Source organism: Streptococcus taoyuanensis (assembly GCF_029589235.1).
Classification (GTDB): domain Bacteria; phylum Bacillota; class Bacilli; order Lactobacillales; family Streptococcaceae; genus Streptococcus; species Streptococcus taoyuanensis.
The window spans coordinates 17,524-38,857 of sequence record NZ_JARQVW010000011.1 but is presented as its reverse complement, the minus strand read 5'-3'; the positions used below and the strand labels follow the sequence as shown (position 1 = coordinate 38,857).

Annotated in this window: 16 protein-coding genes; 11 read left to right on the top strand and 5 right to left on the bottom strand. The window is 44.9% G+C overall.

Annotated elements, in window-relative coordinates:
- Nucleotides 1–6 precede the first annotated feature (6 nt).
- A complete protein-coding gene (locus tag P5Y91_RS07535; RefSeq protein WP_347272207.1) occupies nucleotides 7–546 on the bottom strand; it encodes a TetR/AcrR family transcriptional regulator in 540 nt (179 codons plus the stop codon).
- Nucleotides 547–678: 132 nt separating this feature from the next.
- Here P5Y91_RS07535 and P5Y91_RS07530 point away from each other — a divergent pair, with 132 nt between their 5' ends.
- A complete protein-coding gene (locus tag P5Y91_RS07530) occupies nucleotides 679–1,587 on the top strand; it encodes a cation diffusion facilitator family transporter (protein WP_277839204.1) in 909 nt (302 codons plus the stop codon).
- A 75-nt stretch (nucleotides 1,588–1,662) separates the two neighbouring features.
- Nucleotides 1,663–2,700 (top strand): zinc-binding dehydrogenase, encoded by a 1,038-nt coding sequence (locus tag P5Y91_RS07525; protein ID WP_277839203.1) that lies wholly within the window; start codon nucleotides 1,663–1,665, stop codon nucleotides 2,698–2,700.
- A gap of 53 nt (nucleotides 2,701–2,753) precedes the next feature.
- Here the strand turns inward: P5Y91_RS07525 and P5Y91_RS07520 are convergent, their stop codons facing one another.
- The 4 genes from P5Y91_RS07520 to P5Y91_RS07505 all read right to left on the bottom strand — a co-directional run bounded on the left by P5Y91_RS07520 (nucleotide 2,754) and on the right by P5Y91_RS07505 (nucleotide 8,873).
- Nucleotides 2,754–5,468, bottom strand: coding sequence for a DEAD/DEAH box helicase family protein (locus P5Y91_RS07520; RefSeq protein WP_118396532.1), 2,715 nt, complete (start codon nucleotides 5,466–5,468; stop codon nucleotides 2,754–2,756).
- Nucleotides 5,469–5,617: 149 nt separating this feature from the next.
- Complete coding sequence (locus P5Y91_RS07515) at nucleotides 5,618–7,036, bottom strand: VWA domain-containing protein (protein WP_037585379.1); 1,419 nt, start codon at nucleotides 7,034–7,036, stop codon at nucleotides 5,618–5,620.
- Between the two features lie 271 nt (nucleotides 7,037–7,307).
- Nucleotides 7,308–8,117, bottom strand: coding sequence for a Cof-type HAD-IIB family hydrolase (locus P5Y91_RS07510; RefSeq protein ID WP_118396535.1), 810 nt, complete (start codon nucleotides 8,115–8,117; stop codon nucleotides 7,308–7,310).
- Nucleotides 8,118–8,129: 12 nt separating this feature from the next.
- Nucleotides 8,130–8,873, bottom strand: a complete 744-nt coding sequence (locus tag P5Y91_RS07505) for a DeoR/GlpR family DNA-binding transcription regulator (RefSeq protein ID WP_031574559.1) — start codon at nucleotides 8,871–8,873, stop codon at nucleotides 8,130–8,132.
- 177 nt (nucleotides 8,874–9,050) lie between these two features.
- Between P5Y91_RS07505 and P5Y91_RS07500 the strand changes: the two genes are divergently transcribed.
- The 9 genes from P5Y91_RS07500 to metF all read left to right on the top strand — a co-directional run bounded on the left by P5Y91_RS07500 (nucleotide 9,051) and on the right by metF (nucleotide 21,252).
- Nucleotides 9,051–9,620 carry a sugar O-acetyltransferase gene (locus P5Y91_RS07500; protein ID WP_031574556.1) on the top strand — a complete coding sequence of 190 codons (570 nt, stop codon included), beginning with the start codon at nucleotides 9,051–9,053 and terminating at the stop codon, nucleotides 9,618–9,620.
- The gene (locus tag P5Y91_RS07495; protein ID WP_070588686.1) at nucleotides 9,617–10,381 is read left to right on the top strand and encodes a nucleoside phosphorylase; all 765 of its coding nucleotides are present in this window, start codon (nucleotides 9,617–9,619) and stop codon (nucleotides 10,379–10,381) included. The genes P5Y91_RS07500 and P5Y91_RS07495 overlap by 4 nt, the downstream gene beginning before the upstream one ends.
- Before the next feature lie 31 nt (nucleotides 10,382–10,412).
- Nucleotides 10,413–11,795, top strand: a complete 1,383-nt coding sequence (locus P5Y91_RS07490; protein ID WP_118396537.1) for a TrkH family potassium uptake protein — start codon at nucleotides 10,413–10,415, stop codon at nucleotides 11,793–11,795.
- Nucleotides 11,796–11,804: 9 nt separating this feature from the next.
- On the top strand, nucleotides 11,805–12,470 hold the full coding sequence (locus P5Y91_RS07485) for a potassium channel family protein (RefSeq protein ID WP_049490379.1): 666 nt from the start codon (nucleotides 11,805–11,807) through the stop codon (nucleotides 12,468–12,470).
- 415 nt (nucleotides 12,471–12,885) lie between these two features.
- A complete protein-coding gene (locus P5Y91_RS07480; RefSeq protein ID WP_118396539.1) occupies nucleotides 12,886–13,644 on the top strand; it encodes a CPBP family intramembrane glutamic endopeptidase in 759 nt (252 codons plus the stop codon).
- 147 nt (nucleotides 13,645–13,791) lie between these two features.
- Nucleotides 13,792–16,023, top strand: a complete 2,232-nt coding sequence (locus tag P5Y91_RS07475; RefSeq protein WP_118396541.1) for a glycoside hydrolase family 31 protein — start codon at nucleotides 13,792–13,794, stop codon at nucleotides 16,021–16,023.
- Nucleotides 16,024–16,091: 68 nt separating this feature from the next.
- Nucleotides 16,092–17,699: an alpha-glucosidase gene (locus P5Y91_RS07470; RefSeq protein ID WP_118396543.1), complete on the top strand. Its 1,608-nt coding sequence runs from the start codon at nucleotides 16,092–16,094 to the stop codon at nucleotides 17,697–17,699.
- A 314-nt stretch (nucleotides 17,700–18,013) separates the two neighbouring features.
- The gene (gene metE, locus P5Y91_RS07465) at nucleotides 18,014–20,263 is read left to right on the top strand and encodes a 5-methyltetrahydropteroyltriglutamate--homocysteine S-methyltransferase (RefSeq protein ID WP_049497962.1); all 2,250 of its coding nucleotides are present in this window, start codon (nucleotides 18,014–18,016) and stop codon (nucleotides 20,261–20,263) included.
- Nucleotides 20,264–20,376: 113 nt separating this feature from the next.
- Nucleotides 20,377–21,252 carry a methylenetetrahydrofolate reductase [NAD(P)H] gene (gene metF / locus P5Y91_RS07460; RefSeq protein ID WP_118396545.1) on the top strand — a complete coding sequence of 292 codons (876 nt, stop codon included), beginning with the start codon at nucleotides 20,377–20,379 and terminating at the stop codon, nucleotides 21,250–21,252.
- Nucleotides 21,253–21,334: the final 82 nt, after the last annotated feature.

Here is a 21,334-nt window from a genome sequence, read left to right as displayed (position 1 = left end):
TCCCTTCTAGTTCGACCCCACTTTTAAAATCTCCAAATAAAACTGGGTCACTTCTTGTTCGGTGTAGGACTTGCCTTTTTTCAACCACCAGCTGAGGGTTTCAATGAAATGGCTGACGACCAGGTGTTTGAGATAGGAGTGGGGAATGTTAGGGTACGATTGGATGAGTTCGTCGGCTACCATTGGGTAGACATCGTGTTCTAGTTCTTTTCGCAGTTGCCGGATAAAATAATCGTTTTTAGAGAGCAAGAGACTGGTCACATGATCTTGATTTTTCTTGAAATGCTGAAAGATATGAGCTAGATAGTCTTGTGGTGAGAGGTGTTCAGCACGCTCAAAGAGATGGTGAAAGAGCTTTTGACAGAGTTCATCTAGCAATAATTCCTTACTCTCGTAATGGCTGTAAAAGGTCGAGCGCCCCACATCAGCAAGGTCTATGATTTCCTGAACCGTGATGGCTTCGTAGTCTTTTTGGTTGAGTAAGTGTAAGAAAGCCTGATAGATAGCTTTTCGAGTTTTGGTGATGCGACGATCCTGTGCTGTCATATGGACACTTCGAACAAACTGTTCAGTAACGTACACCCTAAACGGTTTGCCCCTATCCTTTCTGTTGTGAATGTTAGATAATGATAATGAACATGATGTTCATGAATCTATTATAACAAAGGAAATAGGATTATGAAGACAAAACATGCGGTCTGGATCGCTTTTTTCTTGAATTTGAGTTATGCCATTGTTGAGTTTATTGCAGGAGGGATTTTTGGATCCAGTGCGGTCCTTGCGGATTCGGTCCATGACTTGGGGGATGCGATCGCTATTGGGATCTCTGCCTTTTTGGAAAGTATCTCCAATCGCGAAGAAGACAGCCGCTATACCTTGGGCTACAAGCGCTTTAGCCTTTTAGGGGCCATGGTAACGGCAGTGATTCTCATGACAGGGTCCGTTCTGGTTATTTTGGAAAATATAACGAAAATCTTTCATCCACAACCTGTCAACGATGAGGGCATCCTTTGGCTAGGAATCATAGCCGTCAGCATCAATGTGCTAGCGAGTCTCGTCATTCGCAAAGGACAAACCAAGAACGAATCCATTCTCAGCCTGCATTTTCTGGAAGATACCTTGGGTTGGGTGGCTGTTATCCTAATGGCCATTGTTCTACGATTTACCGACTGGTATATTCTGGATCCGCTCTTATCTCTTGCCATTTCCATCTTTATTCTGTCAAAAGCAATTCCACGTTTTTGGAGCACGCTCAAGATTTTTCTCGATGCTGTGCCAGAAGGAGTAGATATCCAGCAAGTGAAGAGTGATTTGGAGCAGTTGGACCATGTGGCTAGTATCAATCAGCTTAATCTCTGGACCATGGATGGGCTGGAAAAGAACGCCATTGTCCATGTTTGTTTAGAGCATGTCAACCACATGGAGGTTTGTAAAGAAGCGATTCGTACCTTGCTCAAAGATTGTGGTTTTCAAAACGTCACCATTGAGGTTGATGAAGACTTAGCAACCCACCGAGCCCATAAGCGTAAGATCGAAGAACTGGAAGCTGATCAACATCATGGGCATGATCATCACCACCATAAATGACGAGTTGGTATGAGCAGAAGCTCGATAAAAAGTGTATACTATAGATAAGTGAGCAATAGAAAGTAGGTTGTTCCTATGAAGAAAACAGTCTATACAAAAGCTGGGCAAGTGGGGCTAGTAGAAGTAGAACGTCCACACATCGAAGCACCAGATGATGTTATTCTCCGTATCGTCCGCACCTGTGTTTGTGGATCCGATCTATGGAGCTACCGCAATCCGGATATTGAAGCAGGCCACCAAAATAGTGGCCACGAAGCTATTGGGGTTGTCGAAGAAATCGGAGAAGCCATTACAACGGTCAAACCGGGAGATTTTGTCATCGCACCTTTCACCCATGGCTGTGGGGAGTGTGATGCCTGTCGTGCTGGCTATGATGGGACGTGTGACCGTCATATCGGCACCAACTGGTCTGATGGGGTTCAAGCAGAGTACATGCGCTTCGAATACGCCAACTGGGCTCTTGTCAAAATTCCAGGGCAACCTTCTGATTATACAGAAGCTATGCTTAAATCCTTCTTGACACTAGCAGATGTCATGCCGACGGGCTATCATGCGGCGCGTGTAGCAGATGTGCAAAAAGGTGACAAAGTCGTGGTCATTGGTGACGGTGCTGTTGGACAATGTGCGGTTATCGCAGCTAAGATGCGGGGAGCATCGCAAATTGTCCTTATGAGCCGTCATGAAGATCGCCAACAAATGGCTCTGGAATTTGGAGCGACAGCCGTTGTTGCGGAGCGCAGGGAAGAAGGCATTGCCAAGGTTCGTGAAATCCTCGGAGGAGGAGCAGATGCGGCCCTTGAATGTGTCGGTACCGCGGCAGCTGTCGATCAAGCCCTTGGGGTTCTTCACAATGGTGGTCGCTTAGGCTTCGTCGGTGTCCCTCACTACAATAACCGTGCCCTTGGTTCGACCTTCGCCCAAAATATCTCAGTGGCAGGTGGAGCAGCCTCAGTTACTACTTATGACAAACAAGTTTTGTTAAAAGCAGTTCTTGACGGTGATATCAATCCGGGTCGTGTCTTTACTTCAAGCTATAAACTGGAAGATATCGACCAAGCTTATAAGGCTATGGATGAACGCAAGACTATTAAGGCTATGATTGTTTTAGAGTAACGAAAAAATCTAGTAGAAATCATCTACTAGATTTTTTGTAGTGAAATAAATTCTTATTTCAAATCTGACATCACTTGTTTCTTGGTGAAGGTGCGTTCTTGTTTGTTAGCCAAGGCCTTGATGCGAGCATCTAAAAGAACAGCACGACCTTCCGTACTTCGAGTATAGACCAGGTCATACTTACCTATACTCTTTCGGATTTGCTCGACAAAGGCTTGGGCCTCCTCTTTTCGCTTGTCAAAGAGGCTTGGCACGGCGAAATATTCTGTCTGGTCGGATACTTTTTCTTGGGCTTTTAGGATGTAACGCTGGTTTTCAATCGGTGCGAAAAATTCGATCATGGTTTGCGAGAAGAGTTCTTTCTCTCGCATGGTTCCGCCCTTCATATAGATCAGCGTGTTGATGGCATCCTTCCTATCTCGGACCACTTGGATACGGGTCTCCTGGGTCTGGATCTGGCCAGAAAGGAGTAAAGCTTGGTGAATGGCCTGGCCAAAGACTTCTAGCCGTTTGTAAGGGCTCTTATAGAGGTAGTAGCGTAGCCAAGCAAGAAGTGCGAGAACAGCTAAGACGAATAGAAGAATAAGAGAAACAGTGTTCCTTCCTCCTCTATGTGAGTAGTAAATCAGGTTGGCGAAAGAATCGGTCAAAGTAGCGGCCGTCAGCCAACGAGCTAGCTTTCTAGCATCAAAAAATAGGGCCAGGGGCAGGAAGTGTTTATCCACTTGGACCTCGTTTGCAATCTCCATATTCTCCAGAATTGGAAGAGCTTTTTGCCAGCCATCCCGGAGTTCTTGACGATGGGTAGAGCGCTCTAAGGTCTCTTCGTTGAGTTTCTGTAACTGTTTTTTAGTATAGCGGATATTGTCAAAGGCCAGACGCTCGATACCGGATTCGATAAAAGGTTCCTTGTAGTGGAGGCCTAAAAATTGCTTCATCCGTCTTTCTAAGAGCTCCAGATCAGGACTATATTGTTTCAGCTGATCAGTGATGGCTTCGATCTCTTCTTTTTCTTGATCGGACTTTTCATACCATTTCTTTAGGGAAAGATTGATGGAGACCAGATGCCAGATGTTACTGGTCTTGTCTGGATCTTGGGGCCATACTCGGATGGCACGGCCTCGCATTTGGTTGCTGAGCATAAAGCTACCGACAAAGCTCGCTAGGATCAGGGAGTTGACACAAGGAGCATCCCAGCCTTCTCCTAGAAGAGACTTGGTTCCAATCACGACTTGGATGAGTCCCTCTTGAAAGAGCTGGGTCACAGCTGTCACCAAATCATGTTGAGAACCAACTAAGCGAACTTTGAGAAAGTCATCAGGAGATAATTGGCCGACACTTTGGTAAGTCAGTCGATCCGCTCCTAGAAGCTCTTCCAATCTTGGCTTAGCGACCGTCGGGATGATGACGATACTACCTGTTAAGACTGCGATGGCAGGAGGAGTCGTTAGCTCGATGCTTTCTCTGCGAATGGATTCAAAATACGAGAGTACTCCCAACTGAGTGAATTGGGCATCCTTATCCCCGAGATGAACTTCAAAGTCTTGGCGAATATAGTCTGTTAAAACCAGTTGGCGCAGTTGGCTTCCAAGAGCCTGGTATTCCGCCTTGAAAATCTCTCGAACCGCATTGAGTTTTCCGAGGGATTGGTTGAGTAGAAGGTCTTGTTTTTTGTTGCGGACCAGTTTGACTTGTTTTCGATCGATCAAGCTGGCTGCTTTTAATTCATGAAGCAGTTGCTTTTCGTATTCTTCTGGTAGATTGTACCAGTGGGGAACCTGAAAAAGCAGGCCTTGCAGGAGAATTTCTAGCCAGTCCATGGTGAAAGCAGGAAGTTTTTTAGCTCCTAAAAGGTCTTGGAAACGTTTGGGAAAGACGATTCCCTTGCTACGAAGAAAGATCAGGGTGGCAGAGAGATACTTGGGCTCATTGAGCAATTCATAATCGCTAATCTGACCAGATAAGGCCTGGCAGGTTTGGAGGTATTGGCAAAAGAGGGGATCGGAAGTCAGTTGTTGCAAGAGAGCATTCTTTTGTTGGCTAAAAGCGTCCAACTGCTCTTGCTCTTCCTTGGTTGGAAAGGCAAAGTAGACATAGTCTTGGTGGGGACAAAGGGTGTCTTCCTTGACCAATTCGGGAACCGTAATTTCCTCATCGATCTCACCACACATGCGGATATAGCGATCCCAAAGGGCAGGATCCCCTTCATAGGGAGGGGTGGCGGTGAGGGAGATCATCTTTAAGTCAGGGAAGGCTTGACGAAAAGCTTCCAAACTCTTCCACCATTCATTGCGCAAGTGGTGGCACTCATCTAAACAAAGGGTCCCAAGTGAGATGGCCTTGAAAGTAGTAAAGATATCAAAGCCTTTGAAATCAAATGTTTCAATCTCTGCCTGGTCATCGGTATCCTCAGCTTGTGATTGACCGACGACTTGGTTCATGGCGCTGTGTAGGGCCTGATAGGTAGCCACTGTAATCAGCTTAGGATGTTTTAAGTCTTGTGAAATCAGTTGTTCTGCTTGGCTTTCATCACTCAAGAATGCCTGGATAATCCGGTCCACCCATTGTTGACGAATGGTGACCGTAGGAGCCAAGATCAGGGTTGGCTGGCCAAAGCGTCTGATAAATTCGATTCCCAGGGTTGTTTTTCCAGAGCCAGGAGCTGCTACCAAATGCAGGTGGCCATCCGCCATAAAAGCGTCACTCTTATCGAGAACGCGTTTTTGATAGTGTCTCCATTGGCCTGTAAAGGCTAGTTCTTGTAACATTGGTTTCCTCCCTTGTACTGTCTCCATTATATCATAGCGGGGGACAAGAATCTCTTGGTAGAAGTTGAAGATTTCCGCTTTCTAATGAAAATAGCAAAGGGGAAATTTTGAGTGATAAAAAGCCCAATCAACGGATTAGGCTTTTCATGTTAGTCTTTCTTTGTTTTACGAGAGAGGCCAAAGGCAGCACCCATGCTAAGAAGACCAAGACCTAGAGTCGTCAAAGCAATTGAGGTCTTGCTTCCTGTATTTGGAAGGCTTGCTTCTTTTTGAGGAAGAGCTGCTGGTGCGATATAAACTTCCGTTTTCACAGGCTCGTTTTTAGCTGGTGTGAATACGGTCGGTTTCGCAGGGGTTACAACAGCCGGTTTTTGAGGAGTAGGAGTCGGTGTTGCAGGCGTTTGGATGCTAGGTGTTTGTGGTTTTGCTTTCGCCACGCGATGAGTTTTTGAAATCAACTCATACTTGTCTGTTTGGACTTTGAAGACACGACCTTTTTGGACAGTTTCAACGACTTTATTGGCAAATTGAACGTTCAACAAGTCAGCAAAGTTTTTATCGATATCTAGGTAGAGACCATTTGTTCCATTGACCAATGGATCAAAGTCTTTTTTTTCACGTGTTTCACCAACCACTGTCAAAGAGATACCAGCATCTTGAAGGGCTTTCAGTGTCGCTTCTTTTGTTGGTGTATCCTTTGTAAGATCAATGTCCTCATCTGTAATCAAGAAAGCAAAGCGATGGTTGTTTGCCCCAGTCCCCCAGTTGTAGTCTCCTGAAGTAGCGATATGATGCAATGGAACAGTAGCATTTTCATAGTAGCCATCAGTTTTGATGGTTTTCAGGGCGGAAATGAAGCTTTCTGGATCACTTGTGAACTTAGATCCATTGAAATCATGGTATTTGACTTCACTAGCTCTTTCGTATTCAACCAATCCTAAACGAGCTTGAATATTTTTGGCCGATAGATTGCGAACGAAGGTCTCGACATTCTTCATCGTATCCCTGATGTGAGAATCCATTGAAGTTGATTTGTCAATGACAAAGACGATGTCGGATGTTCCTTGAACTTCTTTTTTATTGACCACATCGGCTTCTTTTGTAACTTCGACTACAGTTGTTTTATTGACTGTTTCGGTTGTTGTCTCAGTGTAGTCAGCTGTCTCTTTGGTTGATGTAGCTGTCTTGGTAGAAGAGACTGGTTTTGAAGTGCCAACAGGTGAGTCTTGAGCGGCTAAGCTAGTGGTTTTGATGGTTGCTGTTGAAGTAGTGGTTGTGTCTGCGCCGTCTGTTTTAGCAGATGGGCCAGTTTTTTTAACGTCCACAGCGATAATATCTCCAGTTTTTGCTTTATCAGCAGGAACAACTGGTGTATTGGCTTTGGCGTTGATTTCTTCTGTTGCAGTGGTGATAGGTGATTTTGCTACTGTAGTAGCTGCAGGAGCAGCTTGGGTTGTTGCAGGTGCAACGTCATCAGCTGAAGCAATAGTCGTTCCTGTGAAGATAGTTCCTAAAACAACGGAAGCTAAAGTTAAAGTTTGTTTACGTGAAATAGTATATTTTTTCAAAATACGTCCCCTTTTTAATAAACTTTTTTCTATCATACCGGTTTTTGAAAAACTTGTCAACAGTATAATAATCAAGGGTTTTGCTGGCTTTTATATCCCTAATTATTGATAAAAACACGAGAGAGAAAAATATACATAAAATAATTTAAATATACAAAGTGCGCAAAAGAAAATAGGATTCCCACAAATTTGCAGGAATCCTTATTTTATCGGCATTTCTACTATATTTTTTAGTCGTAAAAAATACTAGCTAGTCACTTTATTTATGTTTCTAAATCAGGACATAGGTTTCAACCGCTTGCCCAGCCCCGTTTTCATTGTTGGTCTTTGTCACGACTGCTGCTCCGTCTTTCACCTCTTGAGGAGCGTTGCCCATAGCGACCCCGATGCCTGCTTTTTTGAGCATAGGAAGGTCATTGAAGTTGTCTCCCATGGTGAGGACTTCTTCTAAGCTCAAGTGGTAGTGATTAGAGAGCTCAACCAGAGCATCTTCTTTAGAGACGTGCTTAGCAGTAACTTCTAGGTAGTTGGCTTTGGAGAGATAAAAGGCGGTAGAAGGGAAGTCGTCGGCAGAAATAGAGCGATAGAGGGCTTGGATCTCTTCTGCTTCCCCAATTAAGAGCAATTTGTGGAGGGGCTTTGTCGCATCCATCAAAGGATCCAATAGGGGGAGAATATGAGGTTTTTCACCTGTAATCCGGGCTTCCTCTTGGCTCCATTGGTCGAGATGATCGGTCATCCAGTCTTTTCCGCTATAGAGGTTGATCGAAACTTGAGGGAAGTGTTGGTTGGCCCAGTCGATAAACTGACGAGCTTCATTCTTGTCTAAGGGATGCTCAAACAGAACCTGCTCGCCTTTTTGAATCAAGGCCCCGTTGTAGCAGGCCATGGGGCAGTCTTCTATGCCGAGCTCTTCGGCAATGGGTGCCATTCCTTTTGGAGAGCGAGCAGAGGCTAGCACGAAAGGAATCTCTTCACGCTTTAAATCCGGGATCAATGCTGCCAACTCTGGGTCAATCTGATGGTGGTCATTTAAGATGGTGCCATCGATATCGCTGATGATGAGACGAATGTGAGACATAAAGATTACCTCCTAATAGAGAATAGTGGTTTCGTTGCCAACTTGTTTAAGAATTTCAGGGCTTGGTTTTTGATCAGTAATCCAATAGTCAAATTGCTTGAGACGAGCAAGATAGTAGTTGGCATTTTGGGAGAACTTGCTGCTTTCTGCCACAAGGATCTTGGTACGAGTTCGTTCAAAGACGAGGGATTTGACGGCAACGTCTTCAGCATCCTCAAAGGTGACTTCGCCATTGGCTAAGCTACTCGCTCCAAAAAAAGCGAGATCAAAGCGAAGATTGTCCAGTATTTGTGCTTGATTCGCGTCATAGTAGAAGCGGTTTTTAGGGTAGAATTTTCCTCCTAAAAGATGAAAGTCAACCTGGGAATGGCTACTGAGCTGGATGGCATTGTCAAGGGAATGCGAATAGATTGTGACTTCCTTATTAAGCAAACCAGCAAGCAGGGTCATCGAGGTGGAAACATCGAGAAAGATCACTTGTCCATCTTGGATCAATTGCAGGGCCTTTTGAGCCATGGCAGTCTTTTCCTTGTTGGCTTTCTGACTACGGTCTAGATAAGAAGGGCCGGGTTCTTTGTTTAAGGGAAGGAGACCACCATGGGTTCTGCGGACCAGCTGGCGTTGGCTAAGAAGGGCAAAGTCTCTGCGAATAGTATCTTTTGAAACCTTAAAGTAATCAACCATTTCTTTAGCCGATAGCTGTTTTCGCTCTTCTAAGAGTTCTAATATTTTTTCGAGTCGCTGTTCCTGGTACATGAATTCGCTCCTTATTTCTGTTCTTGTCTTCATTGTACACCATTTTGTAAGTGGATGCAAGTTTTGTTAAGTTTTTTTAAGTGTTTACGATCTTTTTTCTTGCAAACCCTTATTCTGACGTTTGTTTTAAAGGGGGAATTCTGCTATAATATGTCAAAATAACGTGGAGGTTTCCTTATGGCCAGTGAATATGAAAAAATGATTGCGGGTGACTACTATAGACCTGCGGACCCTGAATTACGGGCTTTGGCCCAATCCTCTCGGGAGAAACAAGAAGCTTTTAACCAAGAGGTGGATCCTAAAAAAGGGGCAGCTATCATCAAAGAGTGGTTTGGATCAACCGGTGAAAACCTCTATCTCAATCGTCAGGTTCTTGTGGATTATGGGGTCAACATCCATCTAGGAGAAAATTTCTATGCCAATTACAATTTGACCATGTTGGACATTTGTCCCATTACGATCGGCAATAATGCCATGATTGGTCCCAATTGCCAATTTTTGACGCCCTTGCACCCACTGGATCCAGACGAGCGCAATTCTGGTCTCGAGTACGGAGCTCCGATTACGATAGGAGACAACTTCTGGGCAGGAGGAGGCGTTACTATCCTTCCTGGAGTGACGCTGGGTGATAATGTGGTCGCTGGCGCTGGGGCAGTGGTCACCAAGTCCTTTGGAGACAATGTGGTCCTTGCAGGAAACCCAGCCCGTGTCATTAAAGAAATACTCGTCAAAAAGGAGAAACAATGATCCATAAACATGAAATACCCATTTTAGAGTTTGACGACAATCCGCAGGCAGTCATTATGCCGACCCATGAGGGGTTAGACCTGCACCTACCCGAAAAATGTGTTTATGCTTTCCTGGAGGATGAGATTGATCGCTTTGCCAAAGCTGTTGGAGCCAAACAAGTAGCTAGCTTTGTCTCAGCTACCAAGGTCTATCCGGTCTATGTTATGGAGCACCAAGGAGAGGAAATCTGCTTGGCCCAAGCGCCAGTTGGATCTGCAGCTGCTGCCCAATTCATGGATTGGTTGATTGGCTATGGGGTGAAGAAGATTATATCGGCAGGTAGCTGTGGGGTCTTGGTGGACATAGAAGAAAATGCCTTCTTGATCCCTACCAAGGCCTTGCGAGATGAGGGAGCCAGTTACCATTATGTGGCGCCCTCCCGTTATATAGAGGTGGACGGCCGTGCCCTGACTGCTATTGAAACAGTTCTCAAACAAGCGTCCATTCCTTATCAAGAGGTCATGACCTGGTCGACCGACGGTTTTTATAGGGAAACACCTGACAAGGTGGCCTATCGCATCGAAGAAGGGTGTAGTGTGGTGGAGATGGAGTGCGCCTCCCTTGCTGCAGTGGCTCAACTTCGTGGGGCGGTTTGGGGCTTGCTCCTCTTTACCGCAGATTCTCTTGCAGACCTGGAAAATTATGACCAGCGTGACTGGGGCTCTGAAGCATTCGAGAAGGCCTTAGAATTATGCCTAGAAATGGTTCATTACTTGTAGGTCTATTCTCTTTTTATGATACAATGAAGCTATGTTAGTGAAATCATATTTTAAACAATGGCGAGCCAAACTGACTCGCCTGTCTCCGGCAAGGCGGATCTTTCTCAGCTTTGCCTTGGTTATCCTGATGGGCTCGCTCTTACTGAGTTTGCCCTTTGTCCAGCAAGTAAGCTCAACAGCAGGCTATATCGATCACCTCTTTACAGCAGTCTCTATGGTTTGTGTGACGGGGCTTTTTACCCAGTCGGTGGCTTCGACCTATAATGGCTGGGGGCAATTGATTTGTATGCTCTTGATCCAGATTGGGGGATTAGGGATTTTGACCTTTATCGGTCTCTTCTTTATGGAAGGTCGCCAAAAGCTCAGTTACAAGGATCGGCAGACCATTCGGGATAGCTTTAGTTTTAGCAATAACCAGAGTTTGGCCCGTTTTGTCCGCTCCATCTTTATTACCACCTTTACCATCGAAGGACTGGGGGCCTTGCTCCTCATGACTCGCTTTATTCCTCGCTTTGGCTGGGGCCATGGGATCTTTAACTCCATCTTTGTTGCTGTCTCGGCCTTTTGTAATGCGGGCTTTGATAATTTTGGGGGCGATAGTATGATGAGTTTCCAGACCGATTGGTTGGTCAATCTGACCTTGTCTGCTCTGATCATTACCGGAGGCTTGGGCTTCATGGTCTGGTTTGACCTAGCCACCAAGGCCCGCAACCAATCTGGACGTCGGACTCTTCGCTTTCACACCAAGGTGGTTCTCTGGTTAACAGCTGCTATCCTTTTGTTTGGGACAGTAACTAGCCTCTTGACAGAGTTTGATAATCCAGCAACGATTGGCTCCCTGCCATTGGGAGAGAAGATCTTGGTCAGCTTCTTCCAAACGGTCAGCATGCGGACGGCTGGCTTTGCCTCACTGGATTATACAGCAGTTCGACCTGTGACACTCTTTGTCTATATCCTCCAGATGTTCCTAGGTGGGGCACCAGGTGGGACAGCAGGAGGGATGAAGATCACCACCTTCTTGGTCTTGATCCTCTTAGCTCGCAAGGAATTGCTCGGATTGCCTCATACCAACCTAGGCAAACGAACCATCGCACCGGACTTGTTCCAACGTTCTTTGGGCACAGCAGTGATTTTCCAGTTGACCTTTATCCTGGGTCTCTTTGCTCTTTGTCTCGTGACGCCGGACGGTCAACGTTTTCTGTACCTGGTTTTTGAGGTGGTATCGGCTTTAGCGACAGTGGGCGTGACGGCCAATGTGACCTCGACCTTAAATGGAGCAGGTCTTGGGATCATCATGGTGCTCATGTTTATCGGTCGAATCGGCCCCTTGACCCTTATGGTCAGCTTGAACAATTACAAGGCCAAAAAGGCAGACGCCTTGCAGTATGCCAAGGCAGACATCATTATCGGATAGGAGAGACTTATGGCAAATCGAACCATTGGAATTCTGGGATTAGGGATTTTTGGACAGAGTGTCTTAAAAACCCTGCAGGACCAGGATGTGGATATCATTGCAATTGACGATCATGAAGATGTGATCAACCAGTATGAATCTATGATTACAACTGGAATTGTTGGAGATATTACGGAAATGGACCTCTTGGATGCGGCAGATATTGGGAACTGTGACACAGTCGTCATTGCGACGGGAGAAAACTTGGAATCAAGTGTCCTGGCGGTCATGCACTGTAAGGCATTGGGCGTCGAGCACGTCATTGCTAAGGTCAAGAATGAAGTGACCAAGGAAGTTCTTGAAAAGATTGGGGCTGATCTGGTCATCCTGCCGGAGGTAGAAGCAGGCATGTCCCTCGCTAAAATGATTCTTTTCCAACACCGGATTGAAGTTTTCCAGTTGGATGATGAGGTGGTCGTGGTTGAGTTTACCGTTCCATCTGCCTGGGTTGGAAAGAGTATTCGAGAGTTGGCGGTCAGAGACCAGTATCAACTCAATATCATTGGCTATCGAGATGCAGAAGAGCAGCCCCTGCGGAGCCAGTTAGGACCAGATTTTGTATGGCCAGCGGAGGTACGCGTGATGGCAGTGACAGACAACCAATATCTGGATAGAATCCAAGATTTGTTAGACTAATTGTGTAATGGAAACGGCCGAAAAGTTGTTTCAGAATGTTGATAACTTATGTTTTAAATAAAATAGGTTAAGTGATTCTGCAGAAAAATGATTTTTAATTTTTAAAATGAATCAACAATATACTGAAACTTTCCGCTGTGAGAAAAGTGTTTGAAACATGATTGTTTCAAACACTCGGGAGTTTTGAGACTATAAATTAAAAAGCGAAGAGGCTCAAAACTAAGTCATGGAACTTCAAAGAAGTTCGCTGACGTCCGTCCTCACCTAAGGAAAGTTTTTAAGATGACGTTGTCTTCATTATAAAATAAAACGGCCAAAAGGTCGTTTTTTTCTCTAGGTTAACTCTTCTTTAAGCAATGATTGCTAAAGTAAGAGAAACAAAAATACTTCCATGGTGGGAATAGAAGGATGAAAGATGACATTTTTTAACAGAATACGACCCAAACAGCCCTTAAAAGAGCTCAAATGGTTTGATATTGGCATTGTGACGGCCATTCTCTTTGGGCAATTCATTGTCCGCTCGACCCAGCTGTTTTTAGCCAGTTTTCAGCCAGTCGCGCAGACTGCAGTAGCCACAAACAGTAGCAATACTGCAAGTGAAGGAGCTGCTTATTCCAGCAATATGACCTTGCAGTTGATCTTGCTGGCTCTAGCTCTTCTTTACTTGCTACTCCGTCGCTTTGATTTTAAACAATTGCCGATCCGCTTCAAGTGGTCCACCTTGATCTGGGTGCCTTTGCTCTTTGCAGCGATGGGACTTTTTGGGGATGTTATCTCAACAGTCTCGGGTGAATACAATTACCTAAGTCCGAGTCTTTGGCCTTATATCGATCCCATGCAGATCCTCCATAAGTTCATGGCTTTGAGTCCCATGGCGATTGCTTATGGTTTGCTCAATGGATTTTATGAAGAATTTTTCTTTTTGGGCTTAATGACTTCGGTGAGTGAGAAGAACAAGTGGAAGGCGCTGGCCTTTTCAACCCTGATCCGTTTTTCTTTCCACACCTATCAAGGGCTTCTCTGGGCCCTTGTGATTGGCGTCATTTATGGACTCTTTTATTACTTCATGTACAAGAAGGTCGTCAAGAATCTCTTGCCATTTTTCCTCATGCATGCCTTGGCAGATATGTTTGGCTCGAGTCTCATGTATCTCTTGATCAATTGGGGAAGTTGATCTTATAAAATTTTAGGAAAGGCTCTGTCAAGTGTTGACAGGCCTTTTTTTGAGTGCTATAGTAAAATCGTAAGCGCTTACCTAGTGAGGCGGATCAGATGAAAAGAGGGCGAGTCAGATGCCCTATAAAAAGAGGAGGACAGACAAATGGCAGGACCAGTGATAAAGGGAGAAAACTATCGGATCTCCGTATTAACGGAATCCTTGGTGCGCTTGGAATACTCAGAGGATGGTGTTTTTGAAGATGGTCAGACGCAAGTTGTACAAAATCGAGATTTTGGACCTGTTGCCTGTGAGGTCGTAGAGACAGAAGAGGTCCTCGATCTGCATACGGAGCATCTCCACCTTCATTTTGAAAAGGGACCTTTTACACCGGATCGGCTTTTTATTGAGCTCAAGGGTCAGTATGCAGTCTATGGGAGCCGGTGGCACTATGGAGATCAGCCAGAGACCTTAAAGGGGACCAGTCGGACACTTGACGAGGTCGATGGGGCGATGGAGTTGGAAAATGGGATCTTGAGCAAGGCCGGCTATGCTCTTTTAGACGATTCCGCTTCCTACTTGTATGATGACGAAAGCGGCTTTAGAGCACGGTCCTATCCAGAAGTGGATCTGTATTTCTTCGGTTATGGGCGCGATTATCTAGGTGCCTTAAAAGATTTTTACCATCTGACGGGACAACCCCCCCTCTTGCCACGTTATGCTCTGGGAAACTGGTGGAGTCGGTATTGGCCTTATACCAGTCAGGAGTACACAGATTTGATGGATCGCTTCAAAGCAGAAGGGGTGCCTCTAGCGGTCAGTGTGATCGATATGGATTGGCACAAGACGGCGATTCCTGCTCGCTTTGGAAGTGGTTGGACTGGCTATAGTTGGAACCGGGATTTGATTCCTGATCCAGCTGCCTTCTTAAATGGCCTGCATGAGCGTGGTTTAAAGGTGACCTTAAATGTCCATCCGGCAGATGGAATTCGCGCCTTCGAAGATGCTTATCCCATGGTCGCAAAACGTTTGGGACTGGATGCTGAAAAAGAAGAAGCGGCTAGCTTTGACTTTTATAGTCCAGCCTTTCGCGAAGCTTATTTTGAAGATGTTCACCATCCTTTGGAAGATCAAGGGGTGGACTTTTGGTGGATTGATTGGCAGCAAGGTAGTCATGGCAAGATGGATCCCCTTTGGTTGTTAAATCACTATCATTATCTAGACAATTGCCGAAAAGGCCAAGCTGGTCTCATTTTATCACGATATGGGGGTCCCGGCAGCCATCGGTATCCGATCGGTTTTTCAGGGGACACTATTGTAACTTGGGAATCCCTAGCCTTTCAACCCTATTTTACCAGCACAGCTTCCAATATCGGCTACACCTGGTGGAGTCATGATATCGGTGGCCATATGCGGGGCTACTATGATGAAGACTTGGCTCTTCGCTGGTTGCAGTTTGGGGTTTTTAGCCCGATCAATCGTCTCCATAGTTCTTGTAATGCCTTTAACAGCAAGGAGCCGTGGTTTTACTCGCCAGAGACCTGTCGCTTTATGAAGCAGTATTTGCGCCTGCGCCATAGCTTACTGCCTTATCTCTACACCATGAATGTGGCAACGCACGAAGAAGGGCTGCCCTTGGTTCAACCCCTCTATTACCACTACCCAAACGAAGAAGAGGCTTATGAAGCGAAGAATCAATATTTCTTTGGCAGTGAACTCATGGTGGCACCAATTACCGAAGCGCTGGATCCTGTCTTTCATAGTGCTTCTGTGAGCGTTTGGTTCCCAGACGGCGTTTGGTACGATTTCTTCCATGATTGGAAGTATGAAGGAAGAGGCAAGCTTACGGTCTTTAGGACCAGCCAGGATGTTCCAGTCTTTGCACGTGCGGGAGCCATCATCCCTATGGATGCACAACCACAGACAGGAGTGAACCTTCCAGAAATGCTGGACTGGCATCTCTTCCCAGGCGACAATCGTTCCTTCGTACTCGTCGAAGGAGAAGGAGTTAGCAAGGTTGAAACCCGCGTAACAGTCGATTGGGATGAAAGAAAGATTAGACTGGATTTAACAGGTGATCTAGCCTTGCTTCCTGAAAAGAGACAGCACCGTTTCTTGCTCCATACCTTTGAGACAGCCCCTATTTTAGTGGACAATCAAAGTCAAGAAATTGCGATGGGTGAGCTGCAATCGCATCCGATTGCCAAAGAAGATCGGATGTTTGAGCTCTTAAAATCTGCCAACCTGGCCTACGATAGGAAAAACGAATTATTTGCGGCTTGTTCAAGAGCCAAGGATTGGAAACAGTTGATGAAGGTCATCACACCTTTAGAGGAAGGCTTGCGCCAACGTCTCTTTGAAGTGATTTATTCCAGTGAAGAGAATGAAGACTTGTAAATTCTTGCAATTTCACCCCTATTTTTGTATGATGAAAGTGATTTCACAATCATAAAGGAGAAGAAAAAATGGAACAAAAATGGTGGCATAACGCCGTAATTTACCAAGTTTATCCAAAAAGTTTCAAGGATAGTAATGGCGATGGCATCGGGGATCTCAAGGGGATCACGAGCAAGCTAGACTATCTGGAAAAGCTAGGGATTACAGCCATCTGGCTCTCACCAGTCTACAAGAGTCCCATGGATGATAACGGCTATGACATCTCGGATTACGAGGATATTGCCTCCATCTTTGGTACCATGGAAGATATGGAAGAATTGATCGCAGAAGGTCAGAAACGCAAGATCAAAATCATCATGGACTTGGTGGTCAACCATACCTCTGATGAGCATGCTTGGTTTATCGAGGCGCGTGAAAACCCAGACAGTCCAAAGCGGGATTTCTATATCTGGCGCGATGAGCCCAATGGCATTATTTCTGCTTTTAGTGGCTCTGCTTGGGAATTTGATGAAGCATCAGGCCAATACTACCTGCATAACTTCAGTAAGAAGCAACCAGACCTCAACTGGGAAAACGAGGAGCTTCGTCATCAGATCTATGACATGATGAATTTCTGGATTGACAAGGGAATTGGTGGCTTCCGTATGGATGTCATCGATATGATCGGTAAGATCCCAGATCAGGAAATCATCAGCAATGGTCCCATGCTCCATCCTTATTTGAAGGAAATGAATCAAGCTACCTTTGGCGATAAGGATCTGCTCACCGTGGGAGAAACTTGGGGAGCGACTCCAGAGATTGCTAAGCAATATTCCAATCCAAAAAATCAAGAATTGTCCATGGTATTCCAATTTGAACACATTGGTCTTCAATACCAACCGGGTCAACCAAAATGGCACTACGCTAAAGAATTGGATGTGCCAAAATTGAAAGAAATTTTCACCAAGTGGCAGACGGAATTAGGAAAAGACGAAGGCTGGAATTCCCTCTTTTGGAACAACCACGATCTCCCACGGATTGTGTCAACTTGGGGAGATGATGGCGACTACCGTGTCAAATCTGCCAAGGCTTTAGCAATTCTGCTTCACTTGATGAAGGGGACTCCGTATATCTATCAAGGGGAAGAAATCGGGATGACCAATTATCCATTTAAGACCCTCGAGGATGTGGAAGATATCGAGTCAATCAACTATGCCCATGAAGCCTTAGAAAAAGGAGTGTCACTCGAAGTGATCATGGATCAGATCCGCCATATTGGTCGGGACAATGCACGGACACCGATGCAGTGGAATGATGAAGCAGAAGCTGGCTTTACGACAGGTCAACCATGGCTTGCGGTTAACCCAAACTACAAAGAGATCAATGTTGAGGTTGCTCTAGCAGATCCAGACTCCATTTTCTATACCTACCAAGCTCTGGTGGCCTTGAGAAAAGAGCATCCTTGGCTTGTGACGGCTGATTATGAATTGGTGGACGCGGCAGACAAGGTTTTTGCTTACAAGCGGGTAGAAGGAGTGGAAGCCTACCTCGTCGTTGTCAATCTCTCAAGTCAAGAGCAAGACTTACCACTTGTCAATGGAGTTGAAGAGGTTCTCATTGCCAATACCAAGGTGGAGCAAGTCCTCGAATCGGGCAAGTTAGCCCCTTGGGATGCCTTCTGTGTCAAATTAGCCTAATACAAGTAAAAAAATAGAGGAAATTCCTTCCTCGTAGAAGCAGGTCTTTCTCAGTAGAGAAGGCCTGCTTTGCTTTTTAGGGGCTGTTCTTCTAGCAGAATCCGCTCAAAATCCGCTCAGAAATGGTTCAGGGACGCTTGGGCTATAGGAAATATTTATAAGGAGTCCTAGTTTTTACTTTTGATTTCTGGTCTCAAGGCCCATTAAATCTGTGTTATAGTTTTTAGCTATATCAAAATTCGTGTAAAAGCAATTATACAAGACGGCTATCTTCTGATATGATAGTGTCAATTAGAATTTTTGGAGGACACAACATGTCAACTACAATTATCGGTTTCCCACGTTTGGGTGAATTCCGTGAATTAAAATTTACAACTGAAAAATACTTTAGAAAAGAAATCTCAGCAGACGAGCTCTTGGCAGCTGCTAAAGACTTGCGTGCAAAACACTGGAACATCGTTAAAGAACAAGGCATCTCAGAGATTCCTTCAAATGACTTTTCACACTACGACAATTTCCTTGATGCAGCCTTCCTTTTCAACGTCGTGCCTGCATCTGTTCAAAACTTGGATTTGACAGACCTTGAACAATACTTCGCTTTGGCGCGTGGTTACCAAGGTGAAAAAGGGGATGTGCGTGCCCTTCCAATGAAAAAATGGTTCAACACCAACTACCATTACATCGTTCCTAAATTTGAAAAAACAACAGAAGTGAAATTGGCTGGTCACAAGATTTTTGATGAGTACCAAGAAGCTAAAGAATTGGGGATCAACACTCGTCCAGTAGTCGTTGGACCATTCACTTTCCTTCAATTATCTGACTTTGAAGATGGTGTGAAAGCTGAAGACTTCGTCGACAGCTTGGTTGCTGCTTACCAAGAAGTCTTTGCCAAATTGGCTGAGCTTGGTGCGACTCGTATTCAACTCGATGAGCCAGCTCTTGTTAAAGACTTGACAGCCGAAGAAAAAGCTCTCTTCTTGAACCTCTACAACAAACTCTTGGCTGATAAGAAAGGTCTTGAAGTCTTGATCCAAACTTACTTTGGTGATGTTCGTGATGTTTACAATGACCTTGTAAACTTGCCAGTAGATGGTATCGGTCTTGACTTTGTTGAAGGCAAGAAAACACTTGAATTGGTGAAAGGTGGCTTCCCAGCTGATAAGACTCTTTATGCAGGTATTGTCAATGGGAAGAACATCTGGCGCAACAACTATGAAAAGAGCTTGGAAATCTTGGATCAAGTTCCAGCTGAAAAGGTTGTCTTGACGACTTCTTGCTCCCTTCTTCATGTGCCATTTACAACGGCTAACGAAGATTTTGAACCAGCTATTTTGAACCACTTCGCCTTTGCAGTTGAAAAATTGGGTGAATTGCGTGACTTGGATGCCATCCGTAACGGTCAAGGTGCAGAAGCTCTTGCTGCTAACAAAGAACTCTTTGCAACAGAACGCGTTGGAGCAAATGCTGAACTTCATGCTCGCATCGCAGCTTTGACAGAAGCAGACTACACTCGTTTGCCAGCTTTCGCAGAACGTGAAGAAATCCAAAAAGAAGCCTTCAAGCTTCCAGCACTTCCAACAACTACCATCGGTTCATTCCCTCAAACTAAGGAAGTTCGTGCTAAACGTTTGGCCTTCCGTAAGGGTGAATTGACACAAGAAGAATACGATGCCTTCCTTGCTGAAACGATCGACGAATGGATCAAATGGCAAGAAGAAGTTGGATTTGACGTACTTGTACACGGTGAATTTGAGCGGAACGACATGGTTGAGTACTTCGGTCAAAACTTGTCTGGTTACCTCTTCTCTAAAAACGGTTGGGTACAATCATACGGTATGCGCGGGGTGAAACCACCAATCATCTGGGGTGATGTGACTCGTCTTAACCCAATCACTGTGAAATGGTCTAGCTACGCACAAAGCCGTACAGACAAACCGGTTAAAGGGATGTTGACTGGACCTGTTACCATCCTTAACTGGTCATTCCCACGTGAAGATATCTCTATCAAGGATTCTACTCTTCAAATCGCTCTTGCCATCAAGGATGAAGTTCTTGACCTTGAAGCTGCAGGCGTGAAGATCATCCAAATCGACGAGGCTGCTCTTCGTGAAAAATTGCCACTCCGTCGTAGTGACTGGTATGAAGACTACCTTGACTGGGCGATTCCAGCCTTCCGTTTGGTACACTCAACTGTCGCACCAGACACACAAATCCACACTCACATGTGTTACTCAGAATTTACAGATATTATCCCAGCTATCGACAACTTGGATGCGGACGTTATCTCATTTGAGGCTAGCCGTTCAAACCTTGAAATCTTGGATGAGTTGAAAGCGAAAAACTTCCAAACAGAAGTTGGACCTGGGGTTTACGATATCCACTCACCACGTGTCCCACAAGACGGTGAAATTGATCACACTATTGAAGCAATCTTGGCAAAAGTACCAAGTGGCAAAGTTTGGATCAACCCTGACTGTGGTTTGAAGACTCGTGGAATTAAAGAAACAAAAGAAAGCTTGATCAAACTGGTTAATGCTGCTAAAGAAGCGCGTGAACACTTGTAAGAACTGTTTCGAGGACCTTCTATCATCGTGTAGAGGGTTTTCGAATCGTTCCCTTATCCTAGAAATAGTGGCTCAGAGTTCTTGATCAAAGAAACAAAAGAAAAGGATAGAATATGTCACAACACACACCGTCTCTGTCATTTGAAGTTTTTCCTCCAAATCCTGAAGTAGGCAATGCCAAGCTCTTACGTGCCTTGGCAAATATGCAGGAGCTAGCCCCTCACTTCATTAGTGTGACCGCTAGCAATAATAAATACAATATCAAAGAGACGACGGTTGCTTTAGCCAATTATATTCAAAATGAATTGTCTATTCCGACAATTGCTCACTTACCAGCCGTTTATTTGAGCAAGGAAAAAGTGGCCGATACTCTTCATGAGTTAGATGAAGTAGGGGTTCATCGGATTTTGGCTCTGCGTGGGGATATTATCCCTGGTGTGGAACCTTTAAAAGACTTTCGTTATGCAACGGATCTGATTGAATTTATTAAAACAGAAGCTCCTCATTTTGAGGTGATTGGTGCTTGCTATCCTGAGGGACACCCAGATTCTCCAAACCAAATTTCAGATATTCAAAATCTTAAAAAGAAGGTAGATGCAGGGTGCTCTAGCTTGGTCACTCAACTTTTCTTTGACAATGAGCGTTTCTATGATTTTCAAGATAAGTGTACCTTGGCTGGGATCGATGTTCCTATTCATGCAGGAGTGATGCCGATTCTCAATCGTAATCAGGCCCTTCGTCTCCTTAAGACTTGTGAAAATGTTCATATCCCACGGAAGTTTAAAGCCATTCTGGACAAGTATGAGCATGATCCTGAGTCACTCAGAGCAGCAGGACTTGCTTATGCAGTCGATCAAATCGTTGATTTGGTTACTCAAGATGTGGCAGGTGTCCATCTTTACACCATGAACAATGAAGATGTCGCTTACCACGTCTACCAAGCAACAAAGGCGTTATTTGATCATCAACCGAATTTTGAAGTGAATTAATCAACACTTTTAGTAGGAAGTGTAGAGATTGAGAAAGAATCGTTCTCAATCTCTTTTTATTTGGATAAATCACTTGCTAAAA

Coding starts and splice junctions, on each gene's coding strand:
- P5Y91_RS07535 (WP_347272207.1), bottom strand. CDS start 546: ATGACAGCACAGGATCGTCGCATCACCAAAACTCGAAAAGCTATCTAT.
- P5Y91_RS07530 (WP_277839204.1), top strand. CDS start 679: ATGAAGACAAAACATGCGGTCTGGATCGCTTTTTTCTTGAATTTGAGT.
- P5Y91_RS07525 (WP_277839203.1), top strand. CDS start 1,663: ATGAAGAAAACAGTCTATACAAAAGCTGGGCAAGTGGGGCTAGTAGAA.
- P5Y91_RS07520 (WP_118396532.1), bottom strand. CDS start 5,468: ATGTTACAAGAACTAGCCTTTACAGGCCAATGGAGACACTATCAAAAA.
- P5Y91_RS07510 (WP_118396535.1), bottom strand. CDS start 8,117: ATGTCTCACATTCGTCTCATCATCAGCGATATCGATGGCACCATCTTA.
- P5Y91_RS07505 (WP_031574559.1), bottom strand. CDS start 8,873: ATGTACCAGGAACAGCGACTCGAAAAAATATTAGAACTCTTAGAAGAG.
- P5Y91_RS07500 (WP_031574556.1), top strand. CDS start 9,051: ATGGCCAGTGAATATGAAAAAATGATTGCGGGTGACTACTATAGACCT.
- P5Y91_RS07495 (WP_070588686.1), top strand. CDS start 9,617: ATGATCCATAAACATGAAATACCCATTTTAGAGTTTGACGACAATCCG.
- P5Y91_RS07490 (WP_118396537.1), top strand. CDS start 10,413: ATGTTAGTGAAATCATATTTTAAACAATGGCGAGCCAAACTGACTCGC.
- P5Y91_RS07485 (WP_049490379.1), top strand. CDS start 11,805: ATGGCAAATCGAACCATTGGAATTCTGGGATTAGGGATTTTTGGACAG.
- P5Y91_RS07480 (WP_118396539.1), top strand. CDS start 12,886: ATGACATTTTTTAACAGAATACGACCCAAACAGCCCTTAAAAGAGCTC.
- P5Y91_RS07475 (WP_118396541.1), top strand. CDS start 13,792: ATGGCAGGACCAGTGATAAAGGGAGAAAACTATCGGATCTCCGTATTA.
- P5Y91_RS07470 (WP_118396543.1), top strand. CDS start 16,092: ATGGAACAAAAATGGTGGCATAACGCCGTAATTTACCAAGTTTATCCA.
- metE (WP_049497962.1), top strand. CDS start 18,014: ATGTCAACTACAATTATCGGTTTCCCACGTTTGGGTGAATTCCGTGAA.
- metF (WP_118396545.1), top strand. CDS start 20,377: ATGTCACAACACACACCGTCTCTGTCATTTGAAGTTTTTCCTCCAAAT.